Origin of the sequence: Prevotella melaninogenica (assembly GCF_003609775.1) — a bacterium.
GTDB lineage: Bacteria > Bacteroidota > Bacteroidia > Bacteroidales > Bacteroidaceae > Prevotella > Prevotella melaninogenica_A.
Genome location: NZ_AP018050.1, coordinates 1,221,035 through 1,239,239, shown reverse-complemented (window position 1 = coordinate 1,239,239; position 18,205 = coordinate 1,221,035). Strand labels below are relative to the sequence as shown.

The window sequence follows — 18,205 nt, the reverse complement described above, 5'->3', positions numbered from 1 at the left end:
CGAATGAAGAAAAATCAGATAGATATTGTAACCATGGGCTGCTCAAAGAATCTTGTAGATTCAGAGCTAATCATGAAGCAATTTGAAGGAAACGGCTTTCATTGTACACATGATGCAAAACGTCCACAAGGTGAGATTGCTGTTATCAATACATGCGGATTCATCGAAGCTGCAAAGGAAGAAAGTATCAATACGATTCTTGAATTTATCAATAGAAAGAAGAATGGACAGCTTAATAAGCTCTATGTAATGGGCTGTCTGTCACAACGATACAAAGACGAACTTGAAGCAGAACTTCCAGAGGTAGATAAATTCTATGGTAAGTTTAATTATAAAGAATTACTGAAAGAACTTGGTAAGGCTGATGTTCCTGCATGTAACGGTGTTCGTCACCTAACGACGCCACGTCATTATGCCTATGTAAAGATTGCTGAAGGTTGTGATCGTCATTGTGCTTATTGTGCTATTCCCTTGATTACAGGTCGTCATCGTTCACGTCCTGTCGAGGATGTTTTGGATGAGGTAAGAGGACTTGTTGTTCAAGGTGTGAAGGAGTTTCAGATTATTGAGCAAGAATTGACTTACTATGGTGTAGATCTTGATGGTAAACATCATATTACTGAACTTATATCACGAATGGCCGATATAGAGGGAGTAGAATGGATTCGCCTTCATTATGCTTATCCTAATCAGTTCCCACTTGATCTTCTCGATGTAATCGCAGAAAAACCAAACGTCTGTAAATATTTAGACATTGCCTTTCAGCATATTTCTGATCACATGCTTGATCGTATGCGTCGACATGTGAGTAAGCAAGAGACGCTTGACCTAATAGCAGAGATACGTCGTCGCGTTCCTGGTATTCATCTTCGTACCACACTTCTTGTTGGTTTCCCAGGTGAGACTGATGAAGACTTTGAAGAATTAAAAGAGTTTGTTACTGAAGCTCGCTTTGAACGTATGGGTGCATTCTCTTATTCGGAGGAAGAAGGAACGTACAGTGCCAAACATTACAAAGACAATGTTCCAGAGGATGTAAAACAGGCTCGTCTTGATGAACTAATGGCTATTCAGCAAGGAATATCAGAAGAACTGGAAGCAGAGAAGGTAGGTAAAACCTTTAAGGTTATTATTGACCGTAAGGAAGGAGAATACTATGTTGGGCGCACAGAGTTCTGTTCACCAGAGGTAGATCCAGAAGTTTTGATTTCATCGACAGATAATCCTTTACGTGTAGGTAAGTTCTATGATGTTCGCATAACAGACTCTGATGAGTTTGACCTTTTTGGTGAGGTTGTAAAATGATAATCCATAAGTTCATAGTTCAATATATTGATTTTGAGAATCTTAACTTGAATTAATTCGATTATAGGTTCTGAATTTTTGAATAAAGGGAGAAAACAGAATGAATAATAAAGAATTCATTGCAGCATTAGCAGCAAAAACTGGATACACGCAGGATGAAAGCCAAAAGATGGTGAAGACTGTTGTAGACTTGATGGGGAAATCCTTTGAAACGGGTGACCCTGTACCAGTTGTTGGTTTTGGAACGTTTGAGGTTAAAAAACGTTTGGAACGTGTGATGGTTAATCCTTCAACAGGTTTGCGTATGCTGGTTCCTCCAAAGTTGGTTCTTAATTTCAAGCCTGCTGCAACAATAAAAGGACATGTAAGAAAGGGAGGACAGGAAAATGGCTAAGACTGCAATACAACAGATAATAAGTGCATTAGCTAAACAGTATAATCTGTCAGCAGCAGAAGCGGCAGCTTTTGTTGATGCCTTTTTTGATATAGTAAGTTCTGAACTTAAAAATGGTAATCAAGTAAAAATTAAGGGACTTGGTACTTTTAAGGTTCAATCTGTAAAACCTCGTGAGAGTGTTAATGTTAATACGGGTGAACGTGTGCTTATTGAAGGACATGACAAGATAAGTTTTACTCCAGATGCTGTGATGAAGGAACTTGTAAATAAACCTTTCTCACAATTTGAAACTGTTGTAATCAATGATGGTGTTGATACAGAGGAGTTAGAGCGTGTTCCTGTTGAGGAAAGTTCTGATGAAGTTAAGTCAGAAATTGTCAATGATTTTACTCCTGAAAAAACTTTAGACCAAGAGAAAACTACTGTTGTCAAGGAAGAGAAAATAGAGGTAGAAGTTACTAAAGAAGACGTAATTGAGAATAGTTCGGCAAAAGCATCTGCTGTCGACGTTGATGATAGTCTTATTGAAAATAGCTTGCCTATCGATGTAATCGAAGAGCCTTCTTCAAATGTAGAAGAAATATTAGAAACAGAAGAAAAAACTTCTGTTCTCGAAGAGTATAATAAGGAAGTAGAAAAGGTTATTGTAGAAACTGAGTCAAAGGTTGAACCAACGGTTGAATCAGAAGTTGAAACAGTTACTGATGTAAAGGCTGATACAAAGGTAGAAGAGGATACTATAGAAGTCGATGTTAAGCCAGTGCAAGCCGTATCAAATGTTTTAGAGAAGCAAGAAGAACCTTTACGCGAAGAGAATATAGAGAAAATAGAATTGTCAAAGACTTCAGAGTCTACAAATATTTCTGAAGATGAAAATAATGATGTAGAAGGTTCTGAAAATGGTTTGTTGAAGAAGGTTGCGTTAATTGCATTTATTATTATAATATGCCTTGGTATTTTTCTTTGGGCACGAATGGGTAGCTCAAACTCACGGAAGAATACAAAAGAAGTCGCTGAGCAAGTGAATAATTCTGATAACCATACTTCCCTTGGAACAAAGACGGTTTCTGCAGATACTACAGCAACAAAAGTTCATAAAGCACCTAAAAAGAAAGAAACGGCTAAAGTTGATTCTTTTATGGCTTTAAATAGTGATCCTCGTATCCGTTATGGTGCTTATAATATTATAGGCATTGACCGCATTGTTGTGCTAAAGAAAGGTGAGACGATGGAGAAATACAGTCGAAAGACACTTGGTGCCGACATGGTTGGATATTTCCAGGTTCTTAATGGTCGTAAGACAATGCAAGCAGGTGACACAATGAAAGTTCCAAAGGTTGAATTAAGACCAGAGTATAGAAAGTAAGTATTTAAATATAACAAAGCTACATTTGTTTTATACAAGTGTAATTATGTAGAAAAAGTCCTTAAAATTAGTTTTAAGGACTTTTTTAATATAATTTAGACACTATTCTTCGCTTCATCCGCATTTATGTTGTACTTTTGCGACTAATAGAATAAGAATATAATAGTACAATAATAATTCATAAGATAATGGCAGAATCTATTGATATTAGAGAGTTGAACGAGCGGATAGAAAGACAGAGTTCTTTTGTTACCAACCTTACAACAGGTATGAATCAGGTTATCGTTGGTCAAAGACACCTAATAGACTCATTACTTATTTCATTGCTCAGTGATGGTCATATTCTACTTGAGGGTGTGCCTGGGTTGGCAAAAACCCTTGCTATAAAGACTCTATCACAGCTTGTTGATGCTCGTTATAGTCGTATTCAGTTTACTCCTGATCTTTTGCCAGCTGATGTTATTGGTACACAGATTTATTCGCAGAAGGATGAAGCGTTTCATGTAAAGAAAGGTCCTGTATTTGCTAATTTTGTACTTGCAGATGAAATTAACCGTGCTCCAGCAAAGGTTCAGAGTGCATTGTTGGAAGCTATGCAGGAACATCAAGTGACAATTGGTGATTCAACGTTTACACTCCCAGATCCATTCCTCGTATTGGCTACTCAGAACCCAATAGAGCAGGAGGGTACTTATATGCTTCCCGAGGCACAGGTTGACCGTTTTATGCTGAAGGTTGTTATTGATTATCCAACCTTAGAGGAAGAGAAACTTGTTATTCGTGAGAATCTTCAAGAAACCATGCCAGTTGTACATCCTGTTATTAGTGCTAATGAAATTCTTGAAGCACGTCGCGTTGTTAAGGATGTATATATTGATGATAAAATCCTGCAATATATTGCTGATATTGTTTTTGCTACGCGCTATCCAGAGCGTTATCAATTACCAGAATTGAAGCAAATGATAACTTTTGGTGGTAGTCCACGTGCAAGTATCAATCTTGCTAAGGCAAGTCGTGCATACGCCTTTATTAAACATCGCGGTTATGTTGTTCCTGAAGATGTTCGTGCAGTTGCACATGACGTACTTCGTCATAGAATTGGCTTATCATACGAAGCAGAAGCAACTGACCTTACAACAGAGAAGATTATCAGCGAGATTATCAATAAAGTTCAGGTGCCTTAATCTTCAATTATATTCTTAGAAGAGTTTAAGAAGCATTATTATCATTTTCTATGGATACTACTGAATTACTAAAGAAAGTCCGTAAGATAGAAATTAAGACCTTAGGACTGAGCCAAAATATCTTTGCTGGGCAGTATCACTCTGCCTTCAAGGGTCGTGGTATGGTTTTTTCAGAGGTCAGAGAGTATCAGTATGGTGATGATGTTAGAGATATAGATTGGAATGTAACTGGTCGCTTTCATCGCCCTTATGTGAAGGTCTTTGAAGAGGAACGTGAATTGACAGTGATGTTGCTTATTGATGTTAGTGGATCTCTTGATTTTGGTACTTCTGGTCAGTTAAAACGAGAATGTGCAACAGAGATAGCTGCAACATTGGCTTTCTCTGCCATTCAAAATAATGACAAGATAGGCGTTATATTTTTCTCAGACCATATAGAGAAGTATATTGCACCAAAGAAAGGACGTAAGCATATTCTCTATCTTATTCGAGAGATGCTTACTTTTACTCCGAATAGCAAAAGGACAGAAGTTGGCGTAAGTCTTGAATACCTTAATAAGGTAATGAAGCGTCGATGCACAGCCTTCATAATCAGTGATTTCTATACTCGTAAGGATTTTAGTCAAGAACTACGAATAGCTAATAAAAAGCACGATGTTGTTGCAATTCAAGTTTATGATCCTCGAGCAAAAGAAATGCCTGATGTTGGTTTAATGAAGGTTGTAGATGCTGAGACTGGGCATGAAATGTATATTGATACACATGATGCTCGTTTGCGTAAAGTACATAATAAATATTGGGAGGAGCGCGAAATGCGTCTACATGAAATGCTAAGTCAGAGTCATGTAGATAGTGTGGCTATAGCAACGGATGACGACTATGTAAAGATGTTGATGACGTTGTTTTCAAAGAGGAACCGATGAGAAAATATATTGTTATATTTATATTGCTTATCCTGGCAGTTGTAAGCCATGCACAAGTACAGGTAACGGCAAGTGTGGATTCTACCAAGATATTGATAGGTGGGCGTTCACACTATTTCATTACTGTATATGCACCTAAAGGGACGAAGATTTCTTTTCCTGAATTTAATAATAAAAAAGAGATAGTTCCAGATGTAGAAGTACTTAGTGCTCGGTCTGACACAGCTGATGCAAATGGCAAGATAAGAATTAGACGTATATATACCATAACTGCTTGGGATGCAAAACGTTACACTCTTCCTGCGCAGAATGTTATTATTGGTGGTGAAACTAAGATGACAGGTAATGTTGCTCTGGATGTCCAGGCTGTTCCTGTTGATACTGTGAAAAGTACTCCGATGCCACCAGATGATATTCAAAAGGTCCCTTTCTCATGGGGGGAATGGGTTCCTGTAATTTCAGTAATTGTACTTGCACTTATACTTGTCTGTATTGCTTTCTATCTTTATAAAACTCTCCACCGTAAGAAACATGGTTGGACGCCAAAGAAGACTCGCGTGCTTTCATTCTATGAACAGGCAAAGCATGACCTTTCTGAAATAGCTGCTAACAAGATGTCATATAAAGAGCAGAAAGCCTATTATACAGATGTGACAAATGTACTAAGAAAATATATCTCACAGCGTTTCAATATCAATGCATTGGAAATGATCTCTCACGAGATATTAGAAAGCATTAATGATGTATGTGATGTTTCTGAATTAAGAGTAGTATTTAATACAGCTGACCTTGTAAAATTCGCTAAATATTCAACTGATGCGAATGACATGGATTATTATCTTGATAGTATTACTCGCTTTATAGATAGCACAAAGGTTGAAGAGCCAATAGAGGTTATTGAAGAATCAAAAGAGGAAATAAAAGATACTCGTTCACATAAGACATTAAAGATAATTATCGGATTACTTATAGTGACGTCTGTAGCTTTACTTCTTTACGCTGCGTCTGAAGCCTATGCGCTTTTGATGTAATATAAATAGAATTATAGAAATGGAATTTGCCAATAGTGCATATTTCCTTTTACTGCTTTTGTTGATACCATATATATTGTGGTATTTCCTTCGCGGTAAAGGTAAAGAACCAACCATGAGGATGAGCGATACATTCGCTTATCAACATGCTCCCAGAAATTGGAAGGTGAAAATGATTCATCTCCCTATGGCTTTGCGTTGTATAGTTTACGCATTAGTAGTCATTGTTTTGGCACGTCCACAAACTTATAATGCTTGGGATAATAAAGATACTGAGGGTATTGACATCATGCTGACAATGGATATTTCAGCAAGTATGTTGACAGAGGATGTTTTCCCTAATCGTATGGAAGTTGCAAAGGAGGTTGCGTCTGAATTTATCAGTAGTCGTCCAAGTGATAACATTGGACTTACCATATTCGCAGGTGAAGCCTTTACACAGTGTCCAATGACCCTTGATCATGCAGCGTTGTTGAATCTTCTTCATAATGTTCGTACAGATTTGGTTACAAGTGGATTGATGCAAGATGGTACTGCTATCGGTATGGGATTAGCTAACTCTGTTAGTCGCTTGAAAGATTCTAAAGCTAAGAGTAAGGTTGTTATTCTGTTAACCGATGGTAGTAATAATGTTGGTTCTATTTCTCCAATGACAGCTGCTACCATAGCAAAGAAGTTTGGTATCAGAGTTTATACTATAGGTTTGGGAAGAGAGACAGGAGAAGATATAGGTGCCATTGATTATAAGACATTGCAAGATATTGCTGTGTTAACGAATGGTGAATTTTATAGAGCACAGAGTCAAGCTGAATTATCAAAGATTTATCGAGATATTGATAAACTTGAGAAAACAAAGATGAGTATCAAGTCATACGACCATCTACATGAGGCTTATATGCCTTTTGCTTGGTTGGCCTTATTACTCTTCTGTTTGGAGTTAATGCTTCGTTGGACCGTTTTTAGACGATTGCCATAAAGCTTTTGCTCAGCTGTTACTGAAGATATTTGCTCGTTTAACAAGATTAGTTGAAGAATGTTTAGATTTGATAGTCCCATATATTTGTGGTTGTTATTACTGATACCTTTATCAGTAATCATCTACTTATACTCTGTTCGTAAGCGCAAGCAACGAATGGAAAAGTTTGGGAATCCTGCACTTATACACCAACTTTCTCCTATGATAAGTCAGAAGAGAGGTTGGATAAAATTTGTTTTAGTAGAATTGGTGTTGTTACTTCTTATACTGATTGTGGCTCGTCCACAGGTAGGTAGTAAGATAGCTACAAATAAAGAGAGAGAAGGTATAGAGACAATTATAGCACTCGATATTAGCAATTCAATGCTTGCAGAGGATGTTGCGCCTTCACGTTTAGAAAAGAGTAAGTTGTTGGTTGAGAATTTAATGAATAAGTTTAGTGAAGACAAGATAGGACTGATTGTCTTTGCGGGTGATGCTTTTGTTCAACTTCCAATAACAAGTGATTATGTTTCAGCCAAGATGTTTTTGGATAATATTAATCCTTCATTAATCGGAACACAGGGAACAGATATTGGTAAAGCCCTTCAGCTATCAATGAATAGCTTTACACCAAATTCTAAGGTAGGAAAGGCAATTATCTTAATAACTGATGGTGAAGATAACGAAGGTGGAGCAGAGGAAATGGCAAAGCAGGCACAAAGTAAGGGTATTAAAGTCTTTATTTTAGGTGTTGGCTCTAAAGAAGGTGGTACAATTCCTATGCCTGACGGCAGTGAATTGAAAAAGTCTAATGGAGAAGTTGTGAAGACTTGCCTTAACGAAGAAATGTGTAAACAGATAGCAACTGCTGGACATGGAGTTTATCTGCATGTTACTAATAGCAGTACGGCTGATGTTGTGTTGAGTAGAGAACTTAATAAACTGCAGAAAGGCAAAATTAACAATGTTGTTTATAGCGACTTTGATGAGCAATTTCAAGCATTGGCGTTGCTTGTCGTAATTCTACTGATTGTAGATGTCTTATTACTTGAAAGAAAAAGACGTTGTTAAAGGTATGGTAAAACGACTTTATATCATAATATGTCTGTTGTTGATGTTCGTTGGAGTAAATGCTCAAACGTCAAATCAACTCATAAGAGAGGGAAATAGGCTTTTCTCTTCAAAGAATTATGCTCAATCGGAAATTCTTTATCGTAAGGCAGTTGACAAAGATGGTAATAATGCTATTGCAAATTATAATTTGGGTAGAAGCCTACAAGCACAGAAGAAGAATGAGGAAGCAAAAAAGTTTTATGATAATGCTGCGAAGTTAGAGAAAGACCCTGTTCGTCTGTCAAGTAGTTATAATAATTTAGGTACTATTTTTCAAGATGATCAAGATTATGCAAAAGCTATAGAAGCTTATAAAAGTGCTTTGCGTAGTAATCCTAACCATAAGAATGCTCGATATAACTTAGAGTTGTGTAAGCGTAAGCAGAAACAGCAGCAACAAAATCAGCAGTCATCTAATAATGATAAGAATAAGTCTGATAAGGATAAAAATAAGAAAAAAAATCAATCCCAAAATCAGAATCAAAAGAACAATACTCAGAAGAATAAACAACAAAAAAATAATCAAGGTATGAGCAAAGACAATGCTGAGCAACTTCTTAATGCTGTTAAACAACAGGAGAAGGAAACTCAAGAACGTTTGTCAAGAGTAATGCGCCAACCTTCTGATAAAAAACTTGATAAAAACTGGTAATATTGAAAATATGAAACGATATATAATTTTATTTCTGTCCCTCATGAGTGTTTGTCTTTTACAAGCACAACGCGTTCGGGTGGCTGCACCTAAACAAGTGACAGTAGGCGAGGAGTTTCAGGTTGAATACGTCGTATACACTCAAGATGTTCGTAGATTTCAATTGGGAAAGTTATCAAGTGGACTTGAGAAAGTGTTTGGCCCTGCAACTTCTTCTCAATCAAATTATCAATTTATTGATGGACATGCAAGTAGTTCTTCTTCTGTATCATTTACATACGTTTTCATAGCTACAAAGAAGGGAAATGTTAGTATAGGTCCTGCACATATATTTGTGAATGATCAGGAACTTGCATCTACACCCGTAAAAATTGTTGCTACTACAGGTTCTCATGGTACAACAAGTGGTGGGCACTATGAATCCCGCACAGATTCTCGTGCAGCTGCTGCTAAGATAACTGCTAACGATTTATTCATTAAAGTAAATGCAAATAAGACTACTGTCTACGAGCAAGAGCCAGTATTACTTACATATAAAGTTTATACAACAAAGAACTTGCGCCAACTTATTGGTAAAATGCCTGATTTGGTTGGTTTTCATGTACAAGAAGTAGACTTACCACAACAGAAGACTTTCCACAAGGAACGAATCGGAAAACGTTTATATAATTGCGTTACTTGGAGTCAGTATGTAATGTATCCACAAATGACAGGAACATTGCAGGTTCCGTCATTGACTTTCCATGGTGTTATTCAAGAATCTAATAGTTTCAATCCATTTGAAGCCTTTGGTATTGATGGTGGTAGTACAAGCTTTAAAAAAGATATTGTAGCACCAGGATTAGCAGTCAAGGTTTTACCATTGCCAAGTCGTCCTGCAGATTTCTCTGGTGGTGTAGGTCATTTCAACCTTTCAGCACAATTAAATAAGAAAGAGGTAAAGTCTGGTAATCCTATTACGATTCGTGTTGTTGTAAGTGGAGCAGGAAACTTGAAACTAATTAAAAAACCAATCATTCAGATTCCTAAGGGATTTGAAGCATACGATGTAAAGATAACCGATAAGACCCAGTTGACAACAAAGGGTGCAGAGGGTAACATGGTTTATGATCAGGTCGTTATTCCTCATCAGGAAGGACTTGTTGCTATTCCTCCTGTAAAGTTCTGCTACTATGATTTAGCGCAGAAGAAATACGTAACGCTGCAGACAGAACCGATGGAGTTAAAAGTATCAAGAGGTGACAGCTCTTCAAAAGATATTCTTTCTGTTGATTTACCAAATGAAGATATCTTACCATTGAAAATTGGAGAGAGTTCTCTTGATAAAGTTGGCAACTTCTTCTTTGGTTCTGTGACATACTATATAATTCTTCTTTTACTATTGGGAGTAGGGGGTGCATTATCATTCTACTATCGTGATCGCTTTGCGCATCGTGTGGATATGGTACTTAAACGTGGAAAGAATGCTAATCGTATCGCATCCAGTCGTTTGCATGCAGCAGAACTCTTAATGTTGAAGAATAAGAATCTTGATTTTTATGATGAGGTTTTGAAGACATTATGGGGTTATGCGAGTGATAAGCTCAACCTTCCTATTGAGTTATTATCACGTGATAATATTAATGATCAGTTTAGTAAAATCAATGTACCATTCGATGTGATTGATAACTACATTGCTGCTATTGATGAATGTGAATATGAGCGTTATGCTCCTGGAGATGAGAAAGGTAATATGAAACGAACACTTGATGCAGCAATGAAAGCAATAGCTGATATGGAAGAAGCGGTTAAGAAATTAAAGCCATCAAGCAAGAAGACATTTAATTTCTTCTTCTTCTTTGTCATCTGTATGTCTATTTTCTCTTTGCAGTTGTCAGCACAAACAAAGGCTGATGTCGACAAGCTATATCAAAAAGGAAATTACATGCAAGCAGTTAAAGGTTATGAGAAACTATTAAAGCAGGGCGAATCTGCAGCCTTATATTATAATCTTGGCAATAGCTACTATCGCCTTGATAACATCCCACATGCAGTACTTTCTTATGAGCGTGCTCAACGCCTTGCTCCAAGCGATGAAGATATTCGTTTTAACCTTCAGTTGGCACAATCAAAGACAATTGATAATCTGACTCCAGAGCCAGAGATGTTTTTTGTCACATGGTATAAGGCATTAGTTAATTTCATGAGTGTTGACAAGTGGGCTATCCTTAGTCTTATTTGTCTTTTTATTTCACTTTTAGCACTTGTTGCCTATCTGTTTGTTGAGATTGAGTTTCTCAGGAAATTATCGAAGATGGTATTACCTCTCTTCTTCCTCTTTTTTATTATTAATACATTTTTCGCAATACAGCAAGTCTATTTGTTGGATTCCGAATCTCATGGTATTATCATGACTCCTTCGGCAGTTGTTAGAAAGACTCCTGATCAGAAGTCTGCTGAAGCCTTCATCCTCCATGAAGGATCTAAAGTTAGAATTACTGATAACAGTATGAGCCAATGGACTGAAATAAAGTTAAGTGATGGTCGTCAAGGCTGGATAAAGGCTGATAATGTTGAAGCTATATAAACGACAACTTGACAGAGAGTTTCTTATAGAATCCAAACAATGAATTTAGATGTATTAAGAGAACTTGATAAATCAATTTTACTCGCTTTCAATGGAGGCGATAACCTTTTTATTGATTATTTTGTTCTTACGGTGACCAATGCTCTTACATGGATTCCTCTTTATGCGTCTTTGCTTTATCTGGTTATAAAGAATAATGAGAATTGGCAAAAGATAATGCTTGTTATTGGAACGGTGGCGTTGGGGCTTCTTATCGTTAATGGTTTAAATCTTGGTGTTGTCAAGCCATTTGTAGCCCGACCACGTCCTCTTAACAATTCTGATTTACAAGGGATAGTTATGGCAGTAAATCACTATACTGCCAGCGGTTATAGTTTCTTCTCTTCTCATACTGCCAATGCCTTTGTGGTTGCTGTATTCTTCTGTTTATTGGTACGTGACCGCATCTTTTCTATCTTGATGATAACGTGGAGCATTATAGTATCACTAACACGTCCTTATCTTGGCGTTCATTATCCTTCTGATGTACTTGTAGGAATGATATTTGGCTCAAGTGTCGCTGTTTTCATTTATTTTTTATACCTTCGCATTTATATTCGGTTTAGCGACAAATTACATTATATTTCAACAAAATATACGCGAACAGGCTATAGTTTCGCAGATATAGACGTTGTTATTTGTGTACTTATCTTGTCATTTATTTATGCGGCTTTTCGGGCCGTTTTATCCATATAAAATAAAGTTATGTCTGAAGATACAAAACATATTAGCATTTCTGATTACAACTATCCACTCCCTGATGAGTGCATCGCCAAGTTTCCGTTGACAGAGCGCGACCATAGCAAGCTTTTGCTTTATAAGCATGGTGAGGTATCGGAGGACATTTTTTATAATCTTCCTGAATATTTGCCTAAGGGAGCGTTGATGGTTTTCAATAACACGAAAGTTATTCAAGCACGTATGCACTTCCGTAAGGAAACTGGAGCACTTATTGAAGTCTTCCTCATGGAACCAGCACAACCAACAGATTATGAGTTGATGTTTCAAACAAATCATGAGTGTGCGTGGCTTTGTATGGTTGGCAATCTTAAGAAGTGGAAGGAAGGTGCATTAAAACGTGCATTTGAAATCAAAGGTCAGAAACTGACGCTCACAGTGACAATGGACCGCAGCAAGGTGCAGGAGCAAGCTGGTGGAACGAATCATTGGATTCAATTTGAGTGGGATAATTCAAACATTTCATTTGCTGAAATTCTTGAAGTCGTAGGTGAATTGCCAATTCCTCCGTATCTTAACCGTGCGACAGAGGAAAGTGATAAGGAAACTTATCAAACAGTATATTCAAAGATTAAGGGCTCAGTGGCAGCACCTACAGCTGGGCTTCACTTTACCGATAAAGTACTGAAAGCTTTGGATGAGCATGGTGTTGATCGTGAGGAACTTACGCTTCATGTAGGTGCAGGAACCTTCAAGCCTGTGAAGAGTCAGGAGATTGAGGGGCATAGCATGCACACAGAGTTTGTTGTTGTTCGTCGTCAGACCTTGGAGAAACTACTAAAGCATGGCTGTCAAGCAGTTGCTGTAGGAACGACAAGTGTGAGAACATTAGAGAGCCTTTATTATATGGGGGTAAAGTTAGTGTTATCTCCAGACACAATAGAGAAGGACCTTCATGTCAATCAATGGGAGCCATACGACTTGCCACATAATGCAGAAGGACTGGTAGAAGTTGATGGTAAGGTAATAACAGCAGAGGATTCTATTCGTCATTTACTTGCTTATTTGGATAAAGACGGATTAAATGTGTTACATTCAAGTACACAGATTATTATTGCTCCAGGTTATACTTACAAGATAGTCAAGGCACTCGTAACCAATTTCCATCAGCCTCAATCAACGCTCTTGCTTTTGGTGAGTGCTTTCTTAAAGGGCGATTGGCGTAAGGTTTATGATTATGCCCTCAGTCATGATTTCCGCTTCCTAAGCTATGGAGACTCTTCATTATTGATACCATAGTATTTTTCCCTCAGCGTGAGGATTTATAAATTTTATTTATAGATTTGGCATTTAAAAGAGGGGGAAATGCAGCTAATTATAAGATATTGGTTGCATTCTTTATAAACATTAAGAAGAAAAAATGAAAATAGGAGATAAAGTTAGATTTTTGAGTTCTACAGGCGGTGGTGTCATCGCTGGATTCAAAGGTAAAATCGTTTTGGTCGAAGATGAAGATGGTTTTCAGATTCCAACAGTAGCCAGCGAGGTTGTTGTTGTAGAGGATGCCGCTACCGACCGTGCGAAGCTGCGTATTGATCAGCAGCAACGCAAAATGGAGAAAGGCGAGGACAATCGTAGTATTAAGCAACGATTGACAGCTTCAGGGGTAGAAGAAGAGGAAATAGGGGGAAATTGGCGTGATGTTAGCGTAGATGTTGAACCCAATGATGACCCTTCCGTTAACTTTGAAGCTCCAGTAAGAGAACGTGTGGGTGGTGATGAATTGTCTGTCTATTTGGCTTTTACACCAACAGATATAAAGAATCTGACGACGACACACTTTAAGTCTTATCTTGTTAATGACTCTAATTATTACATTCACTTCTCCTACGCCTTAAAGCAGGAGGATAAGTGGATGCTGAAGGCTGTTGGAGAATTAGAGCCAAATATGAAGTTGTTGATAGAGGATTTTACGCTTGCCGACCTCAACGATATGTTGCAGGGATGTGTTCAACTTCACAGCTATAAGAAGGATAAGCCCTTTGCGCTCAAGCCAACTTGTGACATTCAGGTGAAGATTGATGCCGTAAAATTCTATAAGCTCAATACTTTTCACGAAAGCGACTTCTTCGAGCAGTTAGCGTTGATATATACGTTGATAGAGAAGGATAAAATGGTTCAACATCCGATGTTTGAACCTTTAACAAGGAAAGGTGAGGACGAAGCCACAGAGAAGTTGAAGGTGGGCTATTCCTCTCCAAGCCGTCTGTCAGAAGAAGAGATTGACAAGAAGACGGACGAACTTGCCAAGCGTTATAAATTTGAGCGTAAGAAGCCAGCAAAGCAGATTCTCAGCGATGATAAAATTATTATAGACCTTCATGCTGATGAACTTCTTGAGACAACAGTAGGTATGAATGCAGCCGATATCCTTGAATATCAGTTAGATACCTTCCGTCGTACACTTGAGCAATATAAGGCTCATCATGGTAAGAAACTCATCTTTATTCATGGAAAGGGCGAAGGCGTATTGCGCCATGCTATCATCCACGAACTTAATTATAAATACAAGCATTATTCTTATCAAGATGCTTCTTTCCGTGAATACGGCTATGGAGCTACTCAGGTAACAATTAAATAAATTTTGCGTTTTATATGAAACACGGACTTATAAAGGTTGCTGCAGCCATTCCTGCAGTGAAGGTTGCAGATACAAAGTTCAACCTTATAGAAACAGAGAAGCAGATTACTGTTGCCGACGGGCAGGGCGTAGAGATTATTGTCTTCCCAGAGCTTTCGATGACGGGTTATACTTGTCAGGACCTTTTCCAGCAACAGCTTCTTCTTGATGATACTGAGCAAGCCGTCATTGAATTACTCGAATTTACTCGTCAGTTGGATATAACAGTCATTGTCGGTGCGCCAGTTGCTGTGGGTGCGCTACTTCTTAACTGTGCACTGGTTATCCAGCAAGGAAAACTCTTAGGAATTGTGGCTAAGACTTTCTTACCTAATTACAGCGAATTTTATGAGAAACGATGGTTTGCGTCTTCACAAGACCTTCGCCCGCAGCATATTCTCTTTGCTGGTAATAATATTCTCGTAACACCAGAGTTACAGATTTTCCGCACGTCAGAGGGTGCAACCTTTGCTATTGAAATCTGTGAGGATGTATGGGCTCCAACGCCTCCAAGCAATCATCTTGCCTTGGCAGGTGCTGAGATTATCTTCAATCTTTCAACGAGTGATGAACTCATCGGAAAGCACGCTTACTTAAAGTCGCTCCTTGCTCAGCAGAGTGCTCGTACCATTAGCGGATATGTTTATAGCAGTAGCGGTTTCGGTGAGAGTACGCAAGATGTTGCCTTTGGTGGCAATGCGCTGATTTTTGAGAATGGCTCACTTGTAAAGCAATCAGAGCGTTTCCAGCTTGACCCACAGTTAGTTATTTCTGAAATTGATATTGAAAATTTACGTGGCGAACGCCGTACCAATAGCACCTTTGTCAACGCACAACGTCCTGTTGCTTCAGGATTAGCGGGTATCACTGGGCAGATTGGCGAACTCGCCTTACATGTTGATTGTCAGCCTCCACTCAATCCTCGTGAGTTTACACTGACACGAGAGTTCGACCAGCATCCTTTCATTCCTAAGTCAGAGAATATGCAGGATGCCTGCGATGAAATTTATAACATTCAGGTCAGCGGATTGGCAAAGAGATTAGTACATACTGATTGTAAATCAGCCATTATCGGCATCAGTGGTGGACTTGATTCCACGCTTGCCCTCCTTGTTGTTGTCAAAACCTTTGACAAACTTGGGCTTGACCGTAAAGGCATCGTCGGTGTTACTATGCCGGGATTCGGAACATCGGGCCGAACCTATAAGAATGCTATGGCACTGATGGAGAATCTCGGTATAACTATTCGCGAGATTGATATTAAAGCCTCAGTTCTACAGCATTTTAAGGATATTGGTCATGACCCAGAGGTACATGATTCTACTTATGAGAATGCACAAGCACGTGAACGTACGCAGATTTTGATGGACCTCAGCAATCAGATGAACGGACTTGTCATCGGTACTGGTGACCTCAGCGAACTTGCCTTGGGATGGTGTACCTATAATGGCGACCACATGAGCATGTACGCCGTGAATGCGGGTGTTCCAAAGACGCTGACACAATATCTTGTGCGCTATGCTGCCGATACGACTAAGGATGAGAACGTACGTCAGATATTGACCGACATCGTGGAAACACCTATCTCACCAGAGTTGAAGCCTGCTGATGCACAGGGAGATATTGCTCAGAAGACAGAAGACCTCGTTGGCCCTTACGAGCTTCACGACTTCTTCCTTTATTACGTTCTTCGTTGTGGTTTCCGCCCTTCAAAAATCTATTGGATGGCGCAGAATGCCTTCCGTGGAGTTTATCCAAATAGCGTCATTCTTCATTGGATGCGCATTTTCTTCCGTAGATTCTTCTCACAGCAATTCAAGCGTTCATGCTTGCCAGACGGACCAAAGGTGGGCAGTGTGAGCCTTTCACCACGTGGCGACTGGCGAATGCCATCAGATGCGATGTCAACCAACTGGCTCAATGAGTTGGAAGGACTGTCATGAAGCGAATAATCTTTCAACTTATCCTCATACTGATTCCTCTGTGCACATCTGCGCAGGGGATTCTGCCTTTACTTCCATTGCCTGTGCTCGAATTACTTCAATATCAGGTGCAGAAAGGGAAACGGGCTGTTGCACCTTATCTTTTCAGTAAGTATGGGCTTAGGCAGATACCTGCAGAATTGGTGGTTGATGACTCTCGTCAGCTATGGGGTTGGCATGTCGGTCCTAACACGGATTTTGACCAATCAAAACAGCCTTTTTATAGACTCTTTGCCAAGAAGGACAATTCAAGCCTTGCTGTCATTGACGATAGGGGAGGAGCGTTGCAAATCGTCTTTTGGGACAAGGGGTATTATCGTGCTTTGCTGTCTGGGCTTCAGTCGCATGGCTATCAGCTGCAGCAAGTCAAGCCAGCGAGCAATATCCTTCGATTTCAGCGTGAGGGCAGTTCTGTGATTGCTGACATAACAGTGTGGGCAGATATGTATGTCTTAGAGTTTCACAGCTGATTTATGTTTAAAAACTTCACTGCTGATGATGTGTCTTTTTAGCTTCACAGCTGATGACGGTTTGTGTTGTTTTTCATTTCTTCCGCGGTCTTTCATATTGACCATACAAAGGTAACTATTTATTTTGAAGATTGCAAGAAAAGGGCGTGTTAAAAAGTGTTTTATTGCTTGTAAACTGTTGTACATAAGTGTGTTATAGTCGTTGTGAGCAATTGTTCACCAACGCTTGGCACACTATTGCTATCATTTGTTTTCTTTATGCGTATAAGCCCTTTCTAAGCTTACTAAAGGGCATATCCGTAATATGTTTAGATATGCTTTGTCGGGTGAAAAGATAGGCTTAAAATATTTTTTATCCAAATCGTAAACATATTTTGTTTTATTATCGAACAGATTGATTCTTGATAGTAGAGCATCTTGGAGATTCTCTCCCTCGATTACAAAATTACAATTACAAATTACATTAAGGCCCATCAGGGTTTTCTTTTCTTGTATAGGGGGTAAAAACTGATAGTTTTAGAATGATAAATATAATAATTAGTAATATTATAAACTTTATTATAATATATAATATATATTATATATTATAATAAAACTTTATCCTCTTAGCTGCTGAGCAGATACCCCGACCAACCTTAATGTAATTTGTAATTGTAATTTTGTAATTTTTGAGGGCAATATGTTTTGTGTTATTTAGTTTTCAAAGGGGATAATCATCTTGTAATTGTCAGGCTGTTGTCACTTATCAATTATTTATAATCTCCATAAGTACAGCGTGTTAGCTTGTGAATAATATTTTTTCACACGTTTGAGATTTTGCATTTTTGATTATATTTTGTACCTTTACAGGTACTAAGGGGG

At 38.4% G+C, this 18,205-nt stretch carries 15 protein-coding genes; all 15 read left to right on the top strand.

Annotated elements, in window-relative coordinates; genetic code table 11:
* Positions 1–3 precede the first annotated feature (3 nt).
* The 15 genes from rimO to PMEL_RS11580 all read left to right on the top strand — a co-directional run bounded on the left by rimO (position 4) and on the right by PMEL_RS11580 (position 17,344).
* Entirely contained in the window at positions 4–1,305 is a 1,302-nt protein-coding gene (gene rimO, locus PMEL_RS11650) for a 30S ribosomal protein S12 methylthiotransferase RimO (RefSeq protein ID WP_120175426.1), read from the top strand.
* A 100-nt stretch (positions 1,306–1,405) separates the two neighbouring features.
* Positions 1,406–1,699 (top strand): HU family DNA-binding protein, encoded by a 294-nt coding sequence (locus PMEL_RS11645; RefSeq protein WP_120175425.1) that lies wholly within the window; start codon positions 1,406–1,408, stop codon positions 1,697–1,699.
* Positions 1,692–3,068: an HU family DNA-binding protein gene (locus tag PMEL_RS11640; protein WP_120175424.1), complete on the top strand. Its 1,377-nt coding sequence runs from the start codon at positions 1,692–1,694 to the stop codon at positions 3,066–3,068. The genes PMEL_RS11645 and PMEL_RS11640 overlap by 8 nt, the downstream gene beginning before the upstream one ends.
* 188 nt (positions 3,069–3,256) lie before the next feature.
* On the top strand, positions 3,257–4,252 hold the full coding sequence (locus PMEL_RS11635; RefSeq protein WP_120175423.1) for an AAA family ATPase: 996 nt from the start codon (positions 3,257–3,259) through the stop codon (positions 4,250–4,252).
* Between the two features lie 50 nt (positions 4,253–4,302).
* Positions 4,303–5,175 (top strand): DUF58 domain-containing protein, encoded by an 873-nt coding sequence (locus PMEL_RS11630; RefSeq protein WP_120175422.1) that lies wholly within the window; start codon positions 4,303–4,305, stop codon positions 5,173–5,175.
* Entirely contained in the window at positions 5,172–6,206 is a 1,035-nt protein-coding gene (locus tag PMEL_RS11625) for a DUF4381 domain-containing protein (RefSeq protein ID WP_120175421.1), read from the top strand. The genes PMEL_RS11630 and PMEL_RS11625 overlap by 4 nt, the downstream gene beginning before the upstream one ends.
* 19 nt (positions 6,207–6,225) lie before the next feature.
* The gene (locus PMEL_RS11620) at positions 6,226–7,182 is read left to right on the top strand and encodes a vWA domain-containing protein (protein ID WP_120175420.1); all 957 of its coding nucleotides are present in this window, start codon (positions 6,226–6,228) and stop codon (positions 7,180–7,182) included.
* Positions 7,183–7,239: 57 nt separating this feature from the next.
* Positions 7,240–8,235 carry a VWA domain-containing protein gene (locus PMEL_RS11615; RefSeq protein ID WP_120175419.1) on the top strand — a complete coding sequence of 332 codons (996 nt, stop codon included), beginning with the start codon at positions 7,240–7,242 and terminating at the stop codon, positions 8,233–8,235.
* Between the two features lie 4 nt (positions 8,236–8,239).
* Complete coding sequence (locus PMEL_RS11610; protein ID WP_120175560.1) at positions 8,240–8,929, top strand: tetratricopeptide repeat protein; 690 nt, start codon at positions 8,240–8,242, stop codon at positions 8,927–8,929.
* A gap of 10 nt (positions 8,930–8,939) precedes the next feature.
* A complete protein-coding gene (locus tag PMEL_RS11605; RefSeq protein ID WP_120175559.1) occupies positions 8,940–11,495 on the top strand; it encodes a BatD family protein in 2,556 nt (851 codons plus the stop codon).
* A gap of 39 nt (positions 11,496–11,534) precedes the next feature.
* Positions 11,535–12,230: a phosphatase PAP2 family protein gene (locus tag PMEL_RS11600; protein WP_120175418.1), complete on the top strand. Its 696-nt coding sequence runs from the start codon at positions 11,535–11,537 to the stop codon at positions 12,228–12,230.
* A gap of 9 nt (positions 12,231–12,239) precedes the next feature.
* Positions 12,240–13,511, top strand: coding sequence for an S-adenosylmethionine:tRNA ribosyltransferase-isomerase (locus tag PMEL_RS11595; RefSeq protein WP_120175417.1), 1,272 nt, complete (start codon positions 12,240–12,242; stop codon positions 13,509–13,511).
* Between the two features lie 121 nt (positions 13,512–13,632).
* A complete protein-coding gene (locus tag PMEL_RS11590) occupies positions 13,633–14,853 on the top strand; it encodes a DUF2027 domain-containing protein (protein WP_120175416.1) in 1,221 nt (406 codons plus the stop codon).
* A gap of 14 nt (positions 14,854–14,867) precedes the next feature.
* Positions 14,868–16,835, top strand: coding sequence for an NAD(+) synthase (locus PMEL_RS11585; protein ID WP_120175415.1), 1,968 nt, complete (start codon positions 14,868–14,870; stop codon positions 16,833–16,835).
* Positions 16,832–17,344, top strand: a complete 513-nt coding sequence (locus PMEL_RS11580; protein WP_120175414.1) for a hypothetical protein — start codon at positions 16,832–16,834, stop codon at positions 17,342–17,344. Before PMEL_RS11585 ends, PMEL_RS11580 begins: the two co-directional genes overlap by 4 nt.
* Positions 17,345–18,205: the final 861 nt, after the last annotated feature.